The sequence below is a fragment of the Magnetofaba australis IT-1 genome, assembly GCF_002109495.1.
GTDB classification, from domain to species: Bacteria; Pseudomonadota; Magnetococcia; order Magnetococcales; family Magnetococcaceae; genus Magnetofaba; species Magnetofaba australis.
Genome location: NZ_LVJN01000020.1, coordinates 931962 through 946053 on the forward strand (window position 1 = coordinate 931962; position 14092 = coordinate 946053).

General features: G+C 61.1%; 12 protein-coding genes. 6 read left to right on the forward strand and 6 right to left on the reverse strand.

All coding sequences use genetic code 11. The features are described from left to right. Window positions 1-16: 16 nt before the first annotated feature. The 3 genes from MAIT1_RS16310 to MAIT1_RS16315 all read left to right on the forward strand — a co-directional run bounded on the left by MAIT1_RS16310 (window position 17) and on the right by MAIT1_RS16315 (window position 1740). Entirely contained in the window at window positions 17-1129 is a 1113-nt protein-coding gene (locus MAIT1_RS16310; RefSeq protein WP_085444609.1) for a DegT/DnrJ/EryC1/StrS family aminotransferase, read from the forward strand. A gap of 127 nt (window positions 1130-1256) precedes the next feature. Beyond that, window positions 1257-1427 (forward strand): hypothetical protein, encoded by a 171-nt coding sequence (locus MAIT1_RS21895; RefSeq protein WP_158089556.1) that lies wholly within the window; start codon window positions 1257-1259, stop codon window positions 1425-1427. Between the two features lie 85 nt (window positions 1428-1512). Then, complete coding sequence (locus MAIT1_RS16315; RefSeq protein WP_085444610.1) at window positions 1513-1740, forward strand: hypothetical protein; 228 nt, start codon at window positions 1513-1515, stop codon at window positions 1738-1740. Window positions 1741-2142: 402 nt separating this feature from the next. On the opposite strand, the gene MAIT1_RS16320 is transcribed toward MAIT1_RS16315, so the two are convergent. The 3 genes from MAIT1_RS16320 to MAIT1_RS16330 form a co-directional block, all read right to left on the reverse strand. Then, a complete protein-coding gene (locus tag MAIT1_RS16320; RefSeq protein ID WP_198947921.1) occupies window positions 2143-3024 on the reverse strand; it encodes a radical SAM protein in 882 nt (293 codons plus the stop codon). Window positions 3025-3276: 252 nt separating this feature from the next. Beyond that, on the reverse strand, window positions 3277-4365 hold the full coding sequence (gene zapE / locus MAIT1_RS16325) for a cell division protein ZapE (protein WP_085444612.1): 1089 nt from the start codon (window positions 4363-4365) through the stop codon (window positions 3277-3279). A 112-nt stretch (window positions 4366-4477) separates the two neighbouring features. Continuing rightward, complete coding sequence (locus MAIT1_RS16330) at window positions 4478-4966, reverse strand: antirestriction protein ArdA (RefSeq protein ID WP_085444613.1); 489 nt, start codon at window positions 4964-4966, stop codon at window positions 4478-4480. A gap of 165 nt (window positions 4967-5131) precedes the next feature. On the opposite strand from MAIT1_RS16330, the gene MAIT1_RS16335 reads away from it, so the two are divergent. Then, window positions 5132-5926 carry a SapC family protein gene (locus MAIT1_RS16335; RefSeq protein WP_275531641.1) on the forward strand — a complete coding sequence of 265 codons (795 nt, stop codon included), beginning with the start codon at window positions 5132-5134 and terminating at the stop codon, window positions 5924-5926. Window positions 5927-5944: 18 nt separating this feature from the next. On the opposite strand, the gene MAIT1_RS16340 is transcribed toward MAIT1_RS16335, so the two are convergent. After that, entirely contained in the window at window positions 5945-7978 is a 2034-nt protein-coding gene (locus MAIT1_RS16340; RefSeq protein ID WP_085444615.1) for a methyl-accepting chemotaxis protein, read from the reverse strand. Between the two features lie 256 nt (window positions 7979-8234). Between MAIT1_RS16340 and MAIT1_RS16345 the strand changes: the two genes are divergently transcribed. Further along, window positions 8235-11084, forward strand: a complete 2850-nt coding sequence (locus MAIT1_RS16345) for a response regulator (RefSeq protein WP_241893513.1) — start codon at window positions 8235-8237, stop codon at window positions 11082-11084. A 1-nt stretch (window position 11085) separates the two neighbouring features. Here the strand turns inward: MAIT1_RS16345 and MAIT1_RS16350 are convergent, their stop codons facing one another. Further along, the gene (locus MAIT1_RS16350) at window positions 11086-11598 is read right to left on the reverse strand and encodes a tetratricopeptide repeat protein (protein WP_085444617.1); all 513 of its coding nucleotides are present in this window, start codon (window positions 11596-11598) and stop codon (window positions 11086-11088) included. A gap of 144 nt (window positions 11599-11742) precedes the next feature. On the opposite strand from MAIT1_RS16350, the gene MAIT1_RS16355 reads away from it, so the two are divergent. Next, window positions 11743-13173, forward strand: coding sequence for a mannose-1-phosphate guanylyltransferase/mannose-6-phosphate isomerase (locus MAIT1_RS16355; RefSeq protein ID WP_085444618.1), 1431 nt, complete (start codon window positions 11743-11745; stop codon window positions 13171-13173). A gap of 12 nt (window positions 13174-13185) precedes the next feature. On the opposite strand, the gene MAIT1_RS16360 is transcribed toward MAIT1_RS16355, so the two are convergent. Next, window positions 13186-14091 (reverse strand): glycosyltransferase family 2 protein, encoded by a 906-nt coding sequence (locus MAIT1_RS16360; protein ID WP_085444619.1) that lies wholly within the window; start codon window positions 14089-14091, stop codon window positions 13186-13188. Window position 14092 lies beyond the last annotated feature (1 nt).

Here is a 14092-nt window from a genome sequence, read left to right on the forward strand (position 1 = left end):
CTTATGGAGCAGCTTTATGAGCGGTCAGAACATCCCCCTGGTTGATCTCAAAGCCCAGTTCGCCCAAGTGGGCGAACAAGCCCGCGCCGCCATGGACGCCGTGCTGCAACGCGGCGACTTCGTGCTGGGACAAGCGGTGCGGGAGTTCGAAGCCGCCTTCGCCGACTTCTGCGGCGCCCAACACGCCGTGGGCTGCGGCAACGGCACCGACGCCCTCTATCTGGCCTTCGCCGCCCTGGGGCTGGGCGCAGGGGATCGGGTGATCGTCCCGGCCATGACCTTCGCCGCCACCGCCCTGGCGGTGCGCCAGACCGGCGCCGACGTCACTCTGGTGGATATCGACCCCGCCACCGGCCTGCTTGACCCCAGCAAGCTGGAAGCGGCCATCACCCCCGCCGTCAAAGCCATCGCGCCGGTGCATCTGTATGGCCAGTGCGCCGATATGGAGGCGATTCTCAAAATCGCCGCTGCGCACAATCTGCCCGTGGTGGAGGACGCCGCCCAGGCCCACGGCGCCACGTTGGGCGATCGTCGCGCTGGCAGCATGGGGACGCTGGCCTGCTTTAGCTTCTACCCGGGCAAGAACCTGGGCGCTTACGGCGATGGCGGCATGGTCACCACCAATGATGCCGCCCTTGCCGAACGATTGGAGCAGCTGCGCAATCTGGGCTCGCCACAGAAGTACAAGCATGAACTCAACGGCTGTAATAGCCGTCTGGACACCGTGCAAGCCGCTGTGCTGGGCGTGAAGTTGCCGCATCTGGATGCCTGGAACGCCGCCCGCCGCGAACATGCCGCCTGGTATGACGGGCAACTGGCGGGGCTGAAAGGGGCGACGCCGCTGACCCACAATGCAGGCTCGGTCTATCATCTCTATGTGACCCAGGTGGACAACCGCGACGCGGTGCTCAAACTCCTCAATGAGGCGGGCATTGGCGCGGGGATTCACTACCCGTTTGCTATCCATGAGTTGGGGACGTTTGCGGATCTGGGCTATAAAGCGGGGGACTTCCCCTATGCCGAAGCGCTGGCGCGACACGGTGTGAGTCTCCCCATCTATGCGGAGTTGACCGAGGCGCAGCGGCGTCGGGTGATCACGGTTCTGGCGGAAGCGCTGGAGTCCGTTTGACAGCGGGATGGCAAAAATCGCGCGTCGTCATTTTATGTTCACATAAACTCGACTGATCCTTCATAAGATCCGACTACAGTGAAGATGCGCGCGGGGCTGCCGCGCCTTTTACTGAGGAGTGGGGTCGATGAAAGGGATCATGGGTATCTTCGCCGGGCTGCTGTTATTGGTTGCGACCATGGCGTGGCTGGATCGAAGCGTGACGCCCCATCAGTCCGCCACTCTGCTTTCCATTCAGAAGAGCGTTCCGGTTGCGCCCACTGCACAGGAGGCCAATGTGCTGGCGCAGGCGGATTAAGCGGAGAGGAGTGCTGGCGCGGTTTTTCGGTTTTGGCTAAGATGGCCCCTTGTGCGGCGTATGGCCGCGAGTGGGGAGTGTTGCCATGAAACTGAAAAACTTCGTCTATCTCAAAGAGCTTGAGGCTGAACGCAAAGCTTTTGAGGATGAGCATGGCAGCGCCATGGCGGTGCGGCTGACCCCGGAGATGGCCAAAGGGCTGCGCTGGGAGTTGCACTGTTATTTTGGCGTGGATCCAGGGCCGGACCTGTACACGCTGTTCGGCATGGAAGTGCTCACCAAAGAGGCCGATGCGCTTTCGTTCGAGCCGTAATGTCCTGCGCCCCAGTGAAAATGTTTGCGTGAGGCAGTTGGAGCTTGCGCTGACTATTGGCCTGCGGCTGGCCGCAGGCGGGGTCTGGGGCCTGTGGCCCCAGCGGGTGTGGGCGGCGCCCACGGTTTGGTCCTTCGGGAGTTTGAGGGCGGCGCCCTCAATATCTCTGATTTTCCCCTCTGTTTTTTCCTGTCTGACTCCCAAGTAAAAATGTTTGCGTGAGAAACGGTGAGCTTGCGCTGACTATTGGCCTGCGGCTGGCCGCAGGCGGGATTCTTAAGGGGCTGCGCCCCTTAAGCGGGTGTGGGCGGCGCCCACGGTTTGTCTGTTCGGGAGTTTGAGGGCGGAGCCCTCAACATCTTCCATCTTTCCCACGTTTTTTGTTCTAGACGCGCAACTCTCTCACAATCCCCGCAAATAGGCTGGTCGTAAAGGCGCATCTCCAGAGAGCGCGGCGTCGATCTGCGCCAACAGCTTGTCGCGATCCCGCGGAAGATTGCCCGCCAGCGCCAGGGCGTTGGAGGCGTGATTGGAGCGGAAGATGAGCCGCTGGGGCGGATCGGTCAGAGCGTCAATGAGGCGATGCTGTTCGCGCAGAATGGCGATGTCGTCCTGAGCGATGAAGGGCGGGTCGAAGGCGGCGAGGAAGTCGTCACGCACCGACTCCTCCAGATAGAGCTGTAGGGTGGAGAGATAGCTCAACGGCGCCCGCTGGAGCAGTTCCACTGTGCCGTCGATATGCTCTTGCCAGTGATTGGCGCCGCCCAATCCCAGCACCACCGTGGCTGAAACTTTCATTCCTGCTTGCGCCGCTTTGTTCAGACCATCGACCATCCCATCTGGCGTGGCGCCCTTGGTGATGCGCTTGAGTAGGGCGGGGGCGCCGGTTTCGATTCCGTAGTAAAGCAGGGTGAGGCGCGCGGCGCTGAGCCGCTCCAATTCAGTCACGGATTTTTTGCGCAGATTGGCGGGTAGGGCGTAGCTGGAGACGCGGGTGAGCCCCGGCAGATGCGTTTGCAGATAATCCAGAATCCGCAGCAACTCGTCGGTGGGCAGGGTCAAGGCGTCGCCATCGGCCAGGAACACGCGGGTGGCGTCGGGCCAGTCGGCGATGGCGGCGTCCATATGCGCTTTGAGCTCCGGCCAGGGGCGGGGGCGGAACGACTTGCTGCGATACATGCTGCAGAAGCGGCAGCGATTGAAACTACAGCCGATGGTGGCCTGAATGATGAGATTCTGGCCTTCGGATGGCGGGCGATAGAGTGGGGGATGATAGTCGAGCACGTTTCTGTAATTTGTAAAAGGAGACGCCATCTCGCCATGCGAAACCAAAACTGCACAGAGCGTCTAATGTTTGCGTGACGCAGGCCCGGCTTGCGCTGACTACTGGCCGCCGACTGGTCGGCGGCGGGGTCTGGGGGCCGCGCCCCCAGCAGGGTGTGGGGCGGCGCCCCACGGTTTGGCTCTTGATCTTGGGAGCTTGAGGGCAACGCCCTCAATATCTCAAAACTTTCTATCGTCTCTATTGTGTGGATATCACCCCGCCTCCGGCAACGGTAGACGCGACAGCTCATGCAGACGCGAGACGCTGCGCTCAAAGGCAAACGCCGCCGCACCCTCGGGGCAGACGCTCTCCAGGTCGATGTCGCTGAAGATCCGCGTGGGGATGCGATGCTCATACAGCAGATCCACCAGGGTGATGAAGCGAATGGCCAGATCAGCCGCGTCGGCGGCGATGCGGGTGACGCCGCTGACGATCACCGCGCGGCTCTGCTCACACAGAGAGAGGTACTCGGCGCGGCCAATAGCGCGGGCGCAGATGTCGTGCAGATCGTACCAGAACACGCCATCGACGGCGCCAAGGGCGGAGGTTCCCATCTTGCGCAAGGTGACGTTGGCCGGAGCGGCCGCATGGCCGGTGATGAGCGTGAAGAGCTGTTCCGGGTCGCCTTCGGCGCGGGCTGTGGGTTCATGGTGGGCGCGCCGCCAGTCGGCGCCGCTGTCCAGATCCACCGGAACCAGCTCGCGTTCGATCAAGCGGATGAAGGGAAGAAACTGCTTGCGATTGACCCCGCCCTGAAACAGATCCATGGGCGCCCAGTTGCTGGTGGCGCATAGCGTCACGCCGCACGCCATCAACGACTCCACCAAACGTCCCAGCAGAATGGCGTCGCCGATATTGGTGACATAGAACTCATCAAAGCAGAGTAGGCGGGCCTCCTCGGCGATCTGCGAGGCCATGAAGCGCACCCGGTCCACCCCCTTGGGCGGTTTCAGGTCGTGCATGCGCCCATGCAACTCCTCCATAAAGGGGTGAAAGTGCACCCGGCGCTTTTCGCGGAATTGCACGCTGTCGAACAGCATCTGCATCAGCATGGACTTGCCGCGCCCCACCGGGCCGAACAGGTAGAGACCGCGCGGGGCCAGAGCGCCGCTGAGGGGTTTCCATACCGTCAGGCCGCGACGAATCACCTTCTCCGCTGGGATGTTGAGCGCCGCCGACAGATGATCCAGTGCGTCCAGAGCGTTGAGCTGCGCCTCGTCAACGTGCAATGAGCCGCCACGCAACGCTTGGTGATAGCGCTGGTAGGGCGTGAGCGAAGCGGGAAGAATGGGCATGTTCATGACACTACCTGTCCGTGCAACGAGCTTATGACAGGATCAAAATATCATATGTAGAGTGGGGATTGAACAAAAACCACGAAAGCTGGTGGTGAATAGGGGCTGTGTATGGGGGCTATTTCACAACCACCCAGTTGACGCCTTCGTAGGCAAAGGAGATCAGCTTGCCAGCAATGCTCCAATCGCTGGCCAGACGCTCCCAGTCGATGTAGTCGCGCACCTCATCGGGAATGCGCTCGATGACGCCGCTCTCCTCCAACATCTCCTCGGCCACATCGCCCGCCGCGCCGCCTAGGATGGCGAGCTGCTCCAGCTCCTCCAAGCTCTTGGCTAATGGGATTGCTCGAAAAACATAGAGATAATAGAGCGCCGCGCGCTGAATCTGCTTGAGTTCCCGGACCTTCTCATACCACAGCTGAATCGTCTCATGGTCGATGAACAGTGCGTCGAACAGCTCCTCGTGGGGGCCGGAGACGTAGCTCATCTCATACTCTTCAGCCTCCAGCTCCGTCCGTTTGCTATTCCACTCCTCAATGCTGTGGAAAAAGAACGCCGCCTCTTCGCTGTCGAGTGGCTGAGCCTGGATCACTTCGGCGTCGTACATGGCGATCTCCTCAAGTGGGGGCGGTGAGCGGAAATGTCGGGTTGTCTATGGCGTCAGGGTAACATACTTTAGCGGGCGGACCGCAGGGGCGACGCAGCATTCGCTCGGTCGCATTGCGCTTTCGCAATGGACTTTTGTTCTCACTCCCTGTCAGGTAGAGCCGTCATGCCCACTCCTTGGCCTTCACCACCCGGATATGGCGAATTGTGTCCTCTGGACAGAGTTCTGCACAGGCTGCTGGGAGTGGGCAAAGGGTTTCGCTTTGCCGCCCCACTCAATGTGATCAGTTTGAGCCTGCCGGAGTTTCCCGCCGCCTGCCGCGACTACCCGGTAGTGTTCGCTCGTAGCGGTGACGGCAAGCGCTTGGTTTCCGTCGCGGTGACGGGGCTCAGTGGGGGCGAAAATCTGTTTGTCGACTCTGATGGCGTATGGCGGGAAGGGTGCTATATCCCCGCCTATGCGCGCTGCTATCCGTTCACTCTGGTGGAGGTGACGCGGGCCGGGGAGGCGGAAAACCTGGTCTGTGTGGACGAGGATGGGCTGGATCCCCACGGCGAACGGATGTTCGATAATGATGGTGATCCCACTCCCAGTTGGGAGCGGATGCATCGTTTTCTGGAGGAGTCGCGCGCCGCCTCGCGCCGCACGCTGGCGTTTCTCCAGGCTTTGGACGAACGTAATATCATCGCGCCGTTCGAACTGCGCGCTGCCCACGGCCAGGGCGGTGAGGAGCAGGTGATTCGTGGTCTGTACCGGGTGGATGAGAAACGCTTGGCGGGGCTGCCAGAGGCGCTGCTGAAAAGCTGGGTGGCCAATGGTTGGCTCAAGCGCATCCATGCGCACATGATCTCGCTGGACAATTTTGCGCAGTTGGCGCGGCTGCGCGCGGCGCGGGCGGAATCAGAAACCGAACCGGCTAATCGGCGCGCGCCACGGGCGCGGCGCATGACGCCACGCTGACTCAACTTAGGGGGCGGCTCAATCCTCGTGGATGCCGTCGTCCATTTCAAACATGCTGATGATGAAGTTGACCTCCTCCATGGCGGCGGCCACCGTCTGCGAAAGTTCGTCCACCTTGGAGCTCAAACCGTTGACCGATTCGGCCACATCGTTGATGCGCGCGGTGGAGTCGACCAGGCTCTTGGAGGCGTCCGCTGCGGTGGCGACGTTGTGGGAGATGTTGCGCGCGCCCTCCAGGGCGCCGGTGACGTTGTGGGCCATGTCGCTGATGACGCTGGAGGCGGCGCGCACGTTGTCGGTTACCTGCACGATGCCGTCGGAGACGTCGCGCATGCACTCGGTGACGTCAGAGACGCCTTGGGAGGCTTGATCCACGCTCTCGGAGAGTTGCTTGGTCTCCAGCGAGGCGTACTCCATGGAGCTGTTGATCTCGGTGATGGTGAAGTTCTGCTCATCCACCGCCTGCGCGATCTCCGTGTTGGCCAAGTCGATATTGGCGATGATCTCGGTGACCTGCGCAATGGAGGTGGAGACCCCCTTGGCGCCGTCTTGAATATCTTCCACCTGCCCACCGATCATGCGGGTGGCTTCCGCCGTTTGCGCCGCCAACTCCTTGACCTCATTGGCCACCACGGCGAACCCTTTGCCGGCATCGCCGGCGCCAGCGGCTTCGATGGAGGCGTTGAGCGCCAGCATGTTGGTCTGGTCAGCAATTTCGTTAATCAGTTCGACGGCTTTGCCGATCTCTTCGGCGGCGGCGCCCAGTTTGCCCACCATGCGACTGTTTTCTTGGGCGAACTGGTTGGCCGAACGCGAATCGGCGCTGGCGTTTTCGCACTGACTGCGCACCCCCTCCACGGAACGCGCCATCTGCACCACGGCGGTGGCGACATCCTTGATGTTGTTGCTGGAGTTGGACGCCGAGGTGTGCACCCGCTTCATGCTGTGACTGGCGTGATCGGAGAACTCCGCCACCGTGGTGAGGTTGGTGGTGGCTTCAGCGGAGGCGGCGGCGATGTTGTTCATGTTCTCACTGGCGCCGTTAGCCGATTGTGAAATGGCGTCCATATTGGTCGCCGCCACTTCCGCCGCCTCATCAATGGCGGTCATGGCCTCGGAGAGCGAAGCGGTGGAGGTGGCGGAGATCTCCGACTGGCTGGCCAGCTCCTGCGCCTGCACGCTCAGATCATGGGAGGTTTCCGCCAATTCGGCGGCGACGCCGCCCATCATCTCCGCCATCTGTGCGATGTGCCCCAGCACCTGGGAGATGTTGGCGGCCATCTTGTTCAACGCTTGATCGATGCCGGTGGTGACGCGGCCATCGCGGCCAAACACGGTCAGGTCGCCCTCGGAGAACGCTTTGGCCAGGGTCGCCAATTGATCGGGGTCGGCGCCGAACAGTTTGAGAATGCCGCGCACAATCAGCAGCGCCAGAATGGTGGCCAGGCCAAGGCAGAGCAGGAGCGCCAGGAATGAGAAGATCTGGCTGCCGGAGACCGAGTCGGCCATGTCGGTCAGGGCGTCCTGCTGCGCCTGGTGCGCGGATGCGCGCAGGGCGTGCAGTGGCGCTGCAGCCTCCTCAAAGGCGGTGATGGCCGACGCCACCTGCTGGCGCGTGGACTCTTCGCTTGCTGCAGCCGGGTTGGCGCTGAGGATTTCGATGACGGCGATGAGTTGGTTGGAAGCCTCCTCATGGCGCTCCAGAAAGCGCTGGATCTGCGCGCGTCTGGCTGTATCTGTGATCTGGTTGCGCAGGATGTGGCCTTGCCCTTTGAGCGCTTGACTCAAACTCTGCGCGCGCTCGAGCAACTCCTGCGGCGCGGCGCCGGAGATTGATGCGCCCAGCAGGCTGCGCAGCTCCATCAATTTATGCGTGCTCTGGGATATTAGCCCGGCCGCATAGGTCTGAGCATACAGATCATCGCGTTCGTCGGAGAGCGAGGAGAACAGAATCAGCTGACTCAAACCAAACACGAACATAACCGCCGCCATCACGCCAAACGACAGCAGCAATTTCCATTTGATGGTCAGGCTGTGCAAACTGATGGACAAGGTCCTCTCCCCGGCTGATTGTGGCGCCAGCTCTGCGCAATGATTCGTTCAAGATGGCTTTATTGGGAAAATAGACGTCATATTGACGTATCCAAGGAATTATTTCGACACTCTTTTATACAATCTTGAGGCAAAAGCCATTTGCAGGGTGAATTATCCGCGCATTCGGCGCAAAAAAAGGTATTCTTTGGCTGGGGTGGGGAAAGGCTGTGCGCGCATGTTGTGCAGCCTACAAGTGATGGATTGTTATGTGGATATGATTAACGAGCTATCCCACGATGGCGCTTCGGACGCGTTTGACGAGACGATCCGTATCCTTCTCATTGACGACCAGTCTCTCACGCATCGCCTGCTCGCAGCGATGCTCAGCGATGAGCCACAGTTTGAACTCACCTGCCGCGACAGTGGGCGCAACCTTCTGCGCCATATCCTCGACGTCAATCCGACGCTGATTCTGCTGGATATTAACATGCCCGATGTGGGCGGCATGGATCTGCTCGATGAATTGCGCGGCTATCGCCGCACTCAACAACTGCCCGTGATCATGCTGTCGGTGGAGGATCGCGCCGAAACCAAGGCCGAAGCGTTCTCCAAAGGCGCCAACGACTATCTGATCAAATTGCCCGAGCGCGCCGAAATGGTGGCCCGGCTCAAGCTGCATGGCCGTGGCTATCAAACCCTGCTGCGCCACCAGCAGTCGGTGCAGGAGCAGCGCGAGGAGGCCACGCGAATCCGCGCCATTCACGACGCCGCCCTGGACGCCATGATCACCATCGATGATGGCGGCGTGCTGATGGACTTGAATCCCGCCGCCGAGCGCATGTTCGGGTTGAGTCAGGAGGATCTCGGCGGCGACGCCATTACGATTCTGGCGCCGCAGGAGAAACAGCAGGCCATGCGCGAGGCGCTGGTTTCGTTCGACCCTCTCCTGAATCATCCGTTTTTGGATCAGCGTTTGGAGATTCAGGCCATGCGGCGCGATGGCGAACGCTTTCCGGCGGAGATCTCCATCACCTTTGGGGTCTCGCGCGGTCAGCGGCTGTTTACCGCGCAGGTGCGTGACATCACCACACGCAAGGCTTTTGAAGAGACGCTGCAAGAGGTTAACGCCACGCTGGAAGAGCGCGTGCGAGAGCGCACCGAGGCGTTGCGGCTGAGCAATGAGCAGCTGCTGCGCGAGGCGGCGGAGCGGCGCGGAGCCGAAGCCGAGCGCGAGCGTTTTTTTCAACTGATCCCCGACCTGTTGTGCGTGTTGGACAGCGATGGGCGGATTGTGCGCGCCAACTCGGCGTTCCAAATTGTGCTCGGCCATGAGCCAGGTGAGTTGGCGGGAGCTCTGTTTGAAAATTTGACGCAAGATGAAGATATCGGTCGTGTGCGAGAGCAGATGATCACCCTGCGCGGCGCCGGTATGGTGCGGGAGTTCCCTTTGCGCATGCGACGGGATGATGGGCAGGTGGTGTGGGTGGAGTGGTCCGCCATTGCGCGGGAGGACCGTTTCTTCGCTGTGGGACGGGATGTGACGCGCAAATTGGCCGCCGCCGAGGCGTTGCGTCAATCCGAAGCGCGATTGTCCGAGGCGCAGCATTTGGCGCAGTTGGGCAGTTGGGCATGGGATGTGGGCAGTGCAGCGCTGTTCTGCTCGAGCGAGCTGTATCGAATTTTGCGCCGACGCCCCGACTCGCAGAAGAGCAATGCTGGGCTGAATCTCCTGCTGGAGAGCATCGAGCCCGATGATCGTGAAAAATTCGAGCAAGCGCTGGAAAACGCGCGCCGAGGCGGCAAACCGATCTCAGCCATGTACCGCGTGCGCACCCCGGAGGATGAGATCCGTCATGTGCGCAGTTTGGTGCGTTGGGAGCCGGGTGGACGCTCTGAGGCGGGGCGGTTAATCGGCATCATGCAGGATATTAGCGACACCATCCAGGCGGAGACGTTGCGCATCGCCAAAGAGAGCGCCGAAGCCGCCAATGAGGCCAAAAGCGCCTTTCTGGCCACCATGAGTCACGAGATCCGCACCCCGCTCAACGCCATTCTGGGCATGGGCGAGTTGCTCATGGAGAATGAGCCGAACCCTCAGCGAATGCGTTATTTGGAGGTCTCCTACAAAGCGGGAGAGACGCTGCTGGCGCTGATCAACGATATTCTCGACCTCTCCAAAATTGAAGCCGGGCGCGTGGACCTGGAGCGGCGTCCGTTTGATCTGTGGGCGTTGGCCTCTGGCGTCACCGATCTGGTGGGCGTGGCCAAAGGCGATAAACCTCTGGCGGTGGCGTGTCAGATCGATCCGCACACGCCGCGCTGGGTGATTGGCGATGAGGAGCGCCTACGCCAGGTGATGATCAACCTGGTGGGCAATGCGGTGAAGTTCACCCCTGAGGGGAAAGTGGTCTTGAAGCTGAGTATCTCCGATGTGGGGTGGGCGGAGTTGGCGGTGGAGGATACCGGCATCGGCATCAGTCCCGCCGAGTTGGAGCGGATTTTTCACCCGTTCACCCAAGCGGACGCCTCCACCACGCGGGAGTTTGGCGGCACCGGCCTGGGGCTGACCATCTGTAAACGTTTGATCGACTTGATGGGCGGTGGGATTACCGTCACCAGTGAAAAGGGGCGGGGCAGCGTGTTCTCGGTGCACCTGCCGTTGGAATCCACCACGCAATCCGCTGTCGAGGAGTTGACCGCGCCGCAGCCTGAGAGCGCGCGTGCGCCAGGCGAGCCCCGTGCTGAGGCGGCTCAGCGGGTGATCCTGCTGGTGGATGACTCCAGCGATAACCGTATGTTGGTGCAGCATTTCCTGAAAGCGTCAGCGCATCAGGTGGAGATGGCGGAGAATGGGCGGCAAGCGGTTGAACGCTATCTGCAGGGGGGGGTGGATTTGGTGCTGATGGATATACAGATGCCGATCATGGACGGTTATGAAGCGACGCGTCAGATTCGCCAGTGGGAAACAGAACAGGGGTGGACGGCGGTTCCGGTCATTGCGTTGACTGCGCACGCGCTGGATTCCGACCGTGAGGAGACCCGGCTGGCCGGTTGCACCCGACACCTGGAGAAACCCCTGCGCAAACAGAGATTGCTTGAAGCTTTGGCGGAGTTTGGTCTGTAAGCTAGAGGGCGTCGTCCGCGTCGTCCGTGGCTTGAGCGGTTAGTGCGTCCAATCTCTCCTGCGCGGCGCGCCACTCCTGTTCGCTGGCTTCATTGCGCGCTTGTTGCAGGTTATCCTGCGCGTCCGGCAGCCCATCGCGCGCCGCCAGCGCAAACCAGTAGCACGCTTGCGCCAAATCCTGTGCGCCGCCCTCTCCAGTGGCCCACAGCACGCCCAGATTGTTGCGCGCATCCGGATTGCCCTGCTGCGCCGCCAAGGTGAACCATTGGCGCGCCGCCTCTGCATCAGGCGCGCATCCCAGTCCCTCCCAGGCCATCACCCCCAGGTCATGTTGTGCGTCTGGATGCCCCTGCTCCGCCGCGAGGCGGTGCCATTGGGCGGCGGCGTCGAAATCCTGAGCGATCTCCTCACCCTGCAGCAGCAGAGCGCCCATTGTGTGTTGCGCGTCCGGGTCGCCTTGTTCGGCCATCAGGCGCACGGCGTTGACATAGGGCGTGGGTTCGGTAACTGTCATGGCGATATCAATGCGTTCCAGGTAATATTTTGCGATGTCGCAGCGGCGCTGCGCGGTGTGATTATCTGGTTGATTGTTTCTATGCAAAATACATGCTGTTTCGGCCCTTGGCGCAGCGCGCGCTGATTGTTGGGAGTCTGCGCTATGATCATTCCGACTCTATTATCCGGCGGCTCCGGCTCGCGTCTGTGGCCCCTGTCGCGGGAGATCCACCCCAAACAGTTTCTGCCGCTGCTCGATGGCAAGTCCCTGTTTATTGAGACCCTGGAGCGGCTCAGCGGATTGCCGGATCTGGGCGCGCCGCTGGTGGTGTGTAACGATCAGCACCGTTTCCTGGCCGCCGAGAAGCTGCGCCACGCCGGGATTGAGAGCGCGGGGATTCTGCTTGAGCCGGTTGGCCGCAACACCGCGCCGGCGGTGGCGTGCGCGGCGCTCAAGGCGTTGCAGATCGACCCGCAGGCGCAACTGCTGGTCATGCCTGCCGATCACTTGATCCCGGATGTGACAGCGCTGCATAACGCCCTGTTGGCGGCCAGGGAGCACAGCGCAGGCGGCGCGTTGGTGACATTCGGCGCGCAGCCGGAGTGGGCTGAAACCGGGTATGGCTATATCCATCGCGGCGCGGCGCTGCCGGGATCGGGGCCCGCCTGTTACGCCATTGACCGTTTTGTGGAGAAGCCCGACGCTGAAACCGCCCAAGCCTATTTGCAGAGCGGGGCCTATCTGTGGAACAGCGGCATGTTTCTGTTCCGCGCCGAGCGCTATCTGGAGGAGTTGAGTCAGCATGCGCCGTTGATGGTCGAACAGTGCCAATTGGCGCTGGAAAAGGCGCGGCTGGATCTGGACTTTATTCGTTTGGATCCGGAGAGCTTCGAGGCCTGTCCGGCGGACTCCATCGACTATGCGGTGATGGAGAGGACCGCGCGGGGCGTGGTGACCACCCTGGATGCGGGCTGGAGCGACATCGGCTCGTGGGAGGCGCTGTGGCGCGCGCAGCAGCGCGATGCGCAGGGCAATGTGACCCATGGCGACGTGGTGTTGGAAGACGCCCGCGACTGTCTGGTGCGGGCCGATGAGGGGCTGGTGACGTTGCTCGGCGTGGAGGGCTTGGTGGTGGTGGAGACCGCCGACGCGGTGTTGGTGGCCGACAAGAGCCGCTCCCAGGACGTCAAAAAATTGGTCGAGCGCCTCAAGCGTGATAATCGTCGTGAAGCGGTGTTTCACCCCAAAATCTACCGACCTTGGGGCGCGTTTGAGACCATTTCGGTGCATTCGCGCTTTCAGGTCAAACGCATTACGGTCAATCCTGGGGCCAAACTCTCCATGCAGATGCACCACCATCGCGCCGAGCACTGGGTGGTGGTGACCGGCGCGGCCAAAGTCACCCGCGACGGCGAGAGCTTTCTGTTGACGGAGGACCAATCCACCTACATCCCCGTTGGGGTGAAACATCGCCTGGAGAACCCGGGTAAAATTCCCTTGCAGGTGATTGAGGTGCAGAGCGGCAGCTATCTGCAAGAGGATGATATTGTGCGTTTTGAAGATATCTACGGCTGTCGCAAAAATGATTTGTAATGGATGAGCGGCTCAGCGCCGCTTCAACTCTTCGGGCGGCGGGTTGGCCGAGCCGTATTGTGCGATCAGTTCCAGTTCGCGCACCTTGGCCTTGATATGAAATCGTTGAATGGCTTGAAAAGCGGCGTAATAAAACCCTGCCGCGCCATGGAGACAGCCGCCGCGCAACAGATAGTGATAGACAAACATCAGCAGGCTGAATCCAGGCATGAAAAACAGCTTGTGTTTGAGCCAGCGACGGCGCTGGGCCTGCGTGCCGCCAAATAAGCGCGGCGGCAATTCATCGTGCTCAAGCGCGCCGTGTTTCAGTTGCCGCATCAAGGGCGCTTCCCAGTTAGAGTACTCATTGTGCTTGAGGATGTAGCGCGACAGGGTGTTGACGTTGCGGTGTTCCAGGCCATGCTTGAGCGCGCGTGAGGGGCCATCCAGTTTCACGTGTTCGTGCACCTCCATATCCGCCATGTGAGTCGTTTGCTCCTGCAGACGCTGTTCAAAACGTCCCTGCCCGGTGCGAAACAGGCAGGTTTTATAGGGGCTGAAGTCCCCATGGGTGAGCGTGACGCCCATGAAAATATTATCCAGCTTAATGCGAAAGCCCGCATACTCCTGCTGCGTAATCGCCGTTTCAATCTCCCTTTTCACCGCTTCAGTCACGCGCTCGTCGGCATCCAGCAGCAGCACCCAGGGGGTTTGGATGGCGTAGGTGTCGAGCACCCACTGGCGTTTTTTCGGCCAGCCGCCTTGGTAGTGAAACTGCAGCAGCGTGGCGCCGTGAGCCTGTGCGATCTCCTGACTGCCATCCGTACTTTGGGAGTCGGCCACCACCGCCTCAGTGATCCATCCATCCAGTGCGCTCAAACAGCGCTCCAGATTGTTGGCTTCATTTTTGATAGCGATGACGGCGGTGATGGGAACCATG

Excerpts from the sequence above, each read along its gene's own strand:
- MAIT1_RS21895 (WP_158089556.1), top strand. The coding sequence starts at position 1,257 with ATGAAAGGGATCATGGGTATCTTCGCCGGGCTGCTGTTATTGGTTGCG.
- MAIT1_RS16360 (WP_085444619.1), bottom strand. The coding sequence starts at position 14,091 with ATGGTTCCCATCACCGCCGTCATCGCTATCAAAAATGAAGCCAACAAT.
- MAIT1_RS16350 (WP_085444617.1), bottom strand. The coding sequence starts at position 11,598 with ATGACAGTTACCGAACCCACGCCCTATGTCAACGCCGTGCGCCTGATG.
- MAIT1_RS16345 (WP_241893513.1), top strand. The coding sequence starts at position 8,235 with ATGATTAACGAGCTATCCCACGATGGCGCTTCGGACGCGTTTGACGAG.
- zapE (WP_085444612.1), bottom strand. The coding sequence starts at position 4,365 with ATGAACATGCCCATTCTTCCCGCTTCGCTCACGCCCTACCAGCGCTAT.
- MAIT1_RS16355 (WP_085444618.1), top strand. The coding sequence starts at position 11,743 with ATGATCATTCCGACTCTATTATCCGGCGGCTCCGGCTCGCGTCTGTGG.
- MAIT1_RS16335 (WP_275531641.1), top strand. The coding sequence starts at position 5,132 with ATGCCCACTCCTTGGCCTTCACCACCCGGATATGGCGAATTGTGTCCT.
- MAIT1_RS16330 (WP_085444613.1), bottom strand. The coding sequence starts at position 4,966 with ATGTACGACGCCGAAGTGATCCAGGCTCAGCCACTCGACAGCGAAGAG.
- MAIT1_RS16310 (WP_085444609.1), top strand. The coding sequence starts at position 17 with ATGAGCGGTCAGAACATCCCCCTGGTTGATCTCAAAGCCCAGTTCGCC.
- MAIT1_RS16315 (WP_085444610.1), top strand. The coding sequence starts at position 1,513 with ATGAAACTGAAAAACTTCGTCTATCTCAAAGAGCTTGAGGCTGAACGC.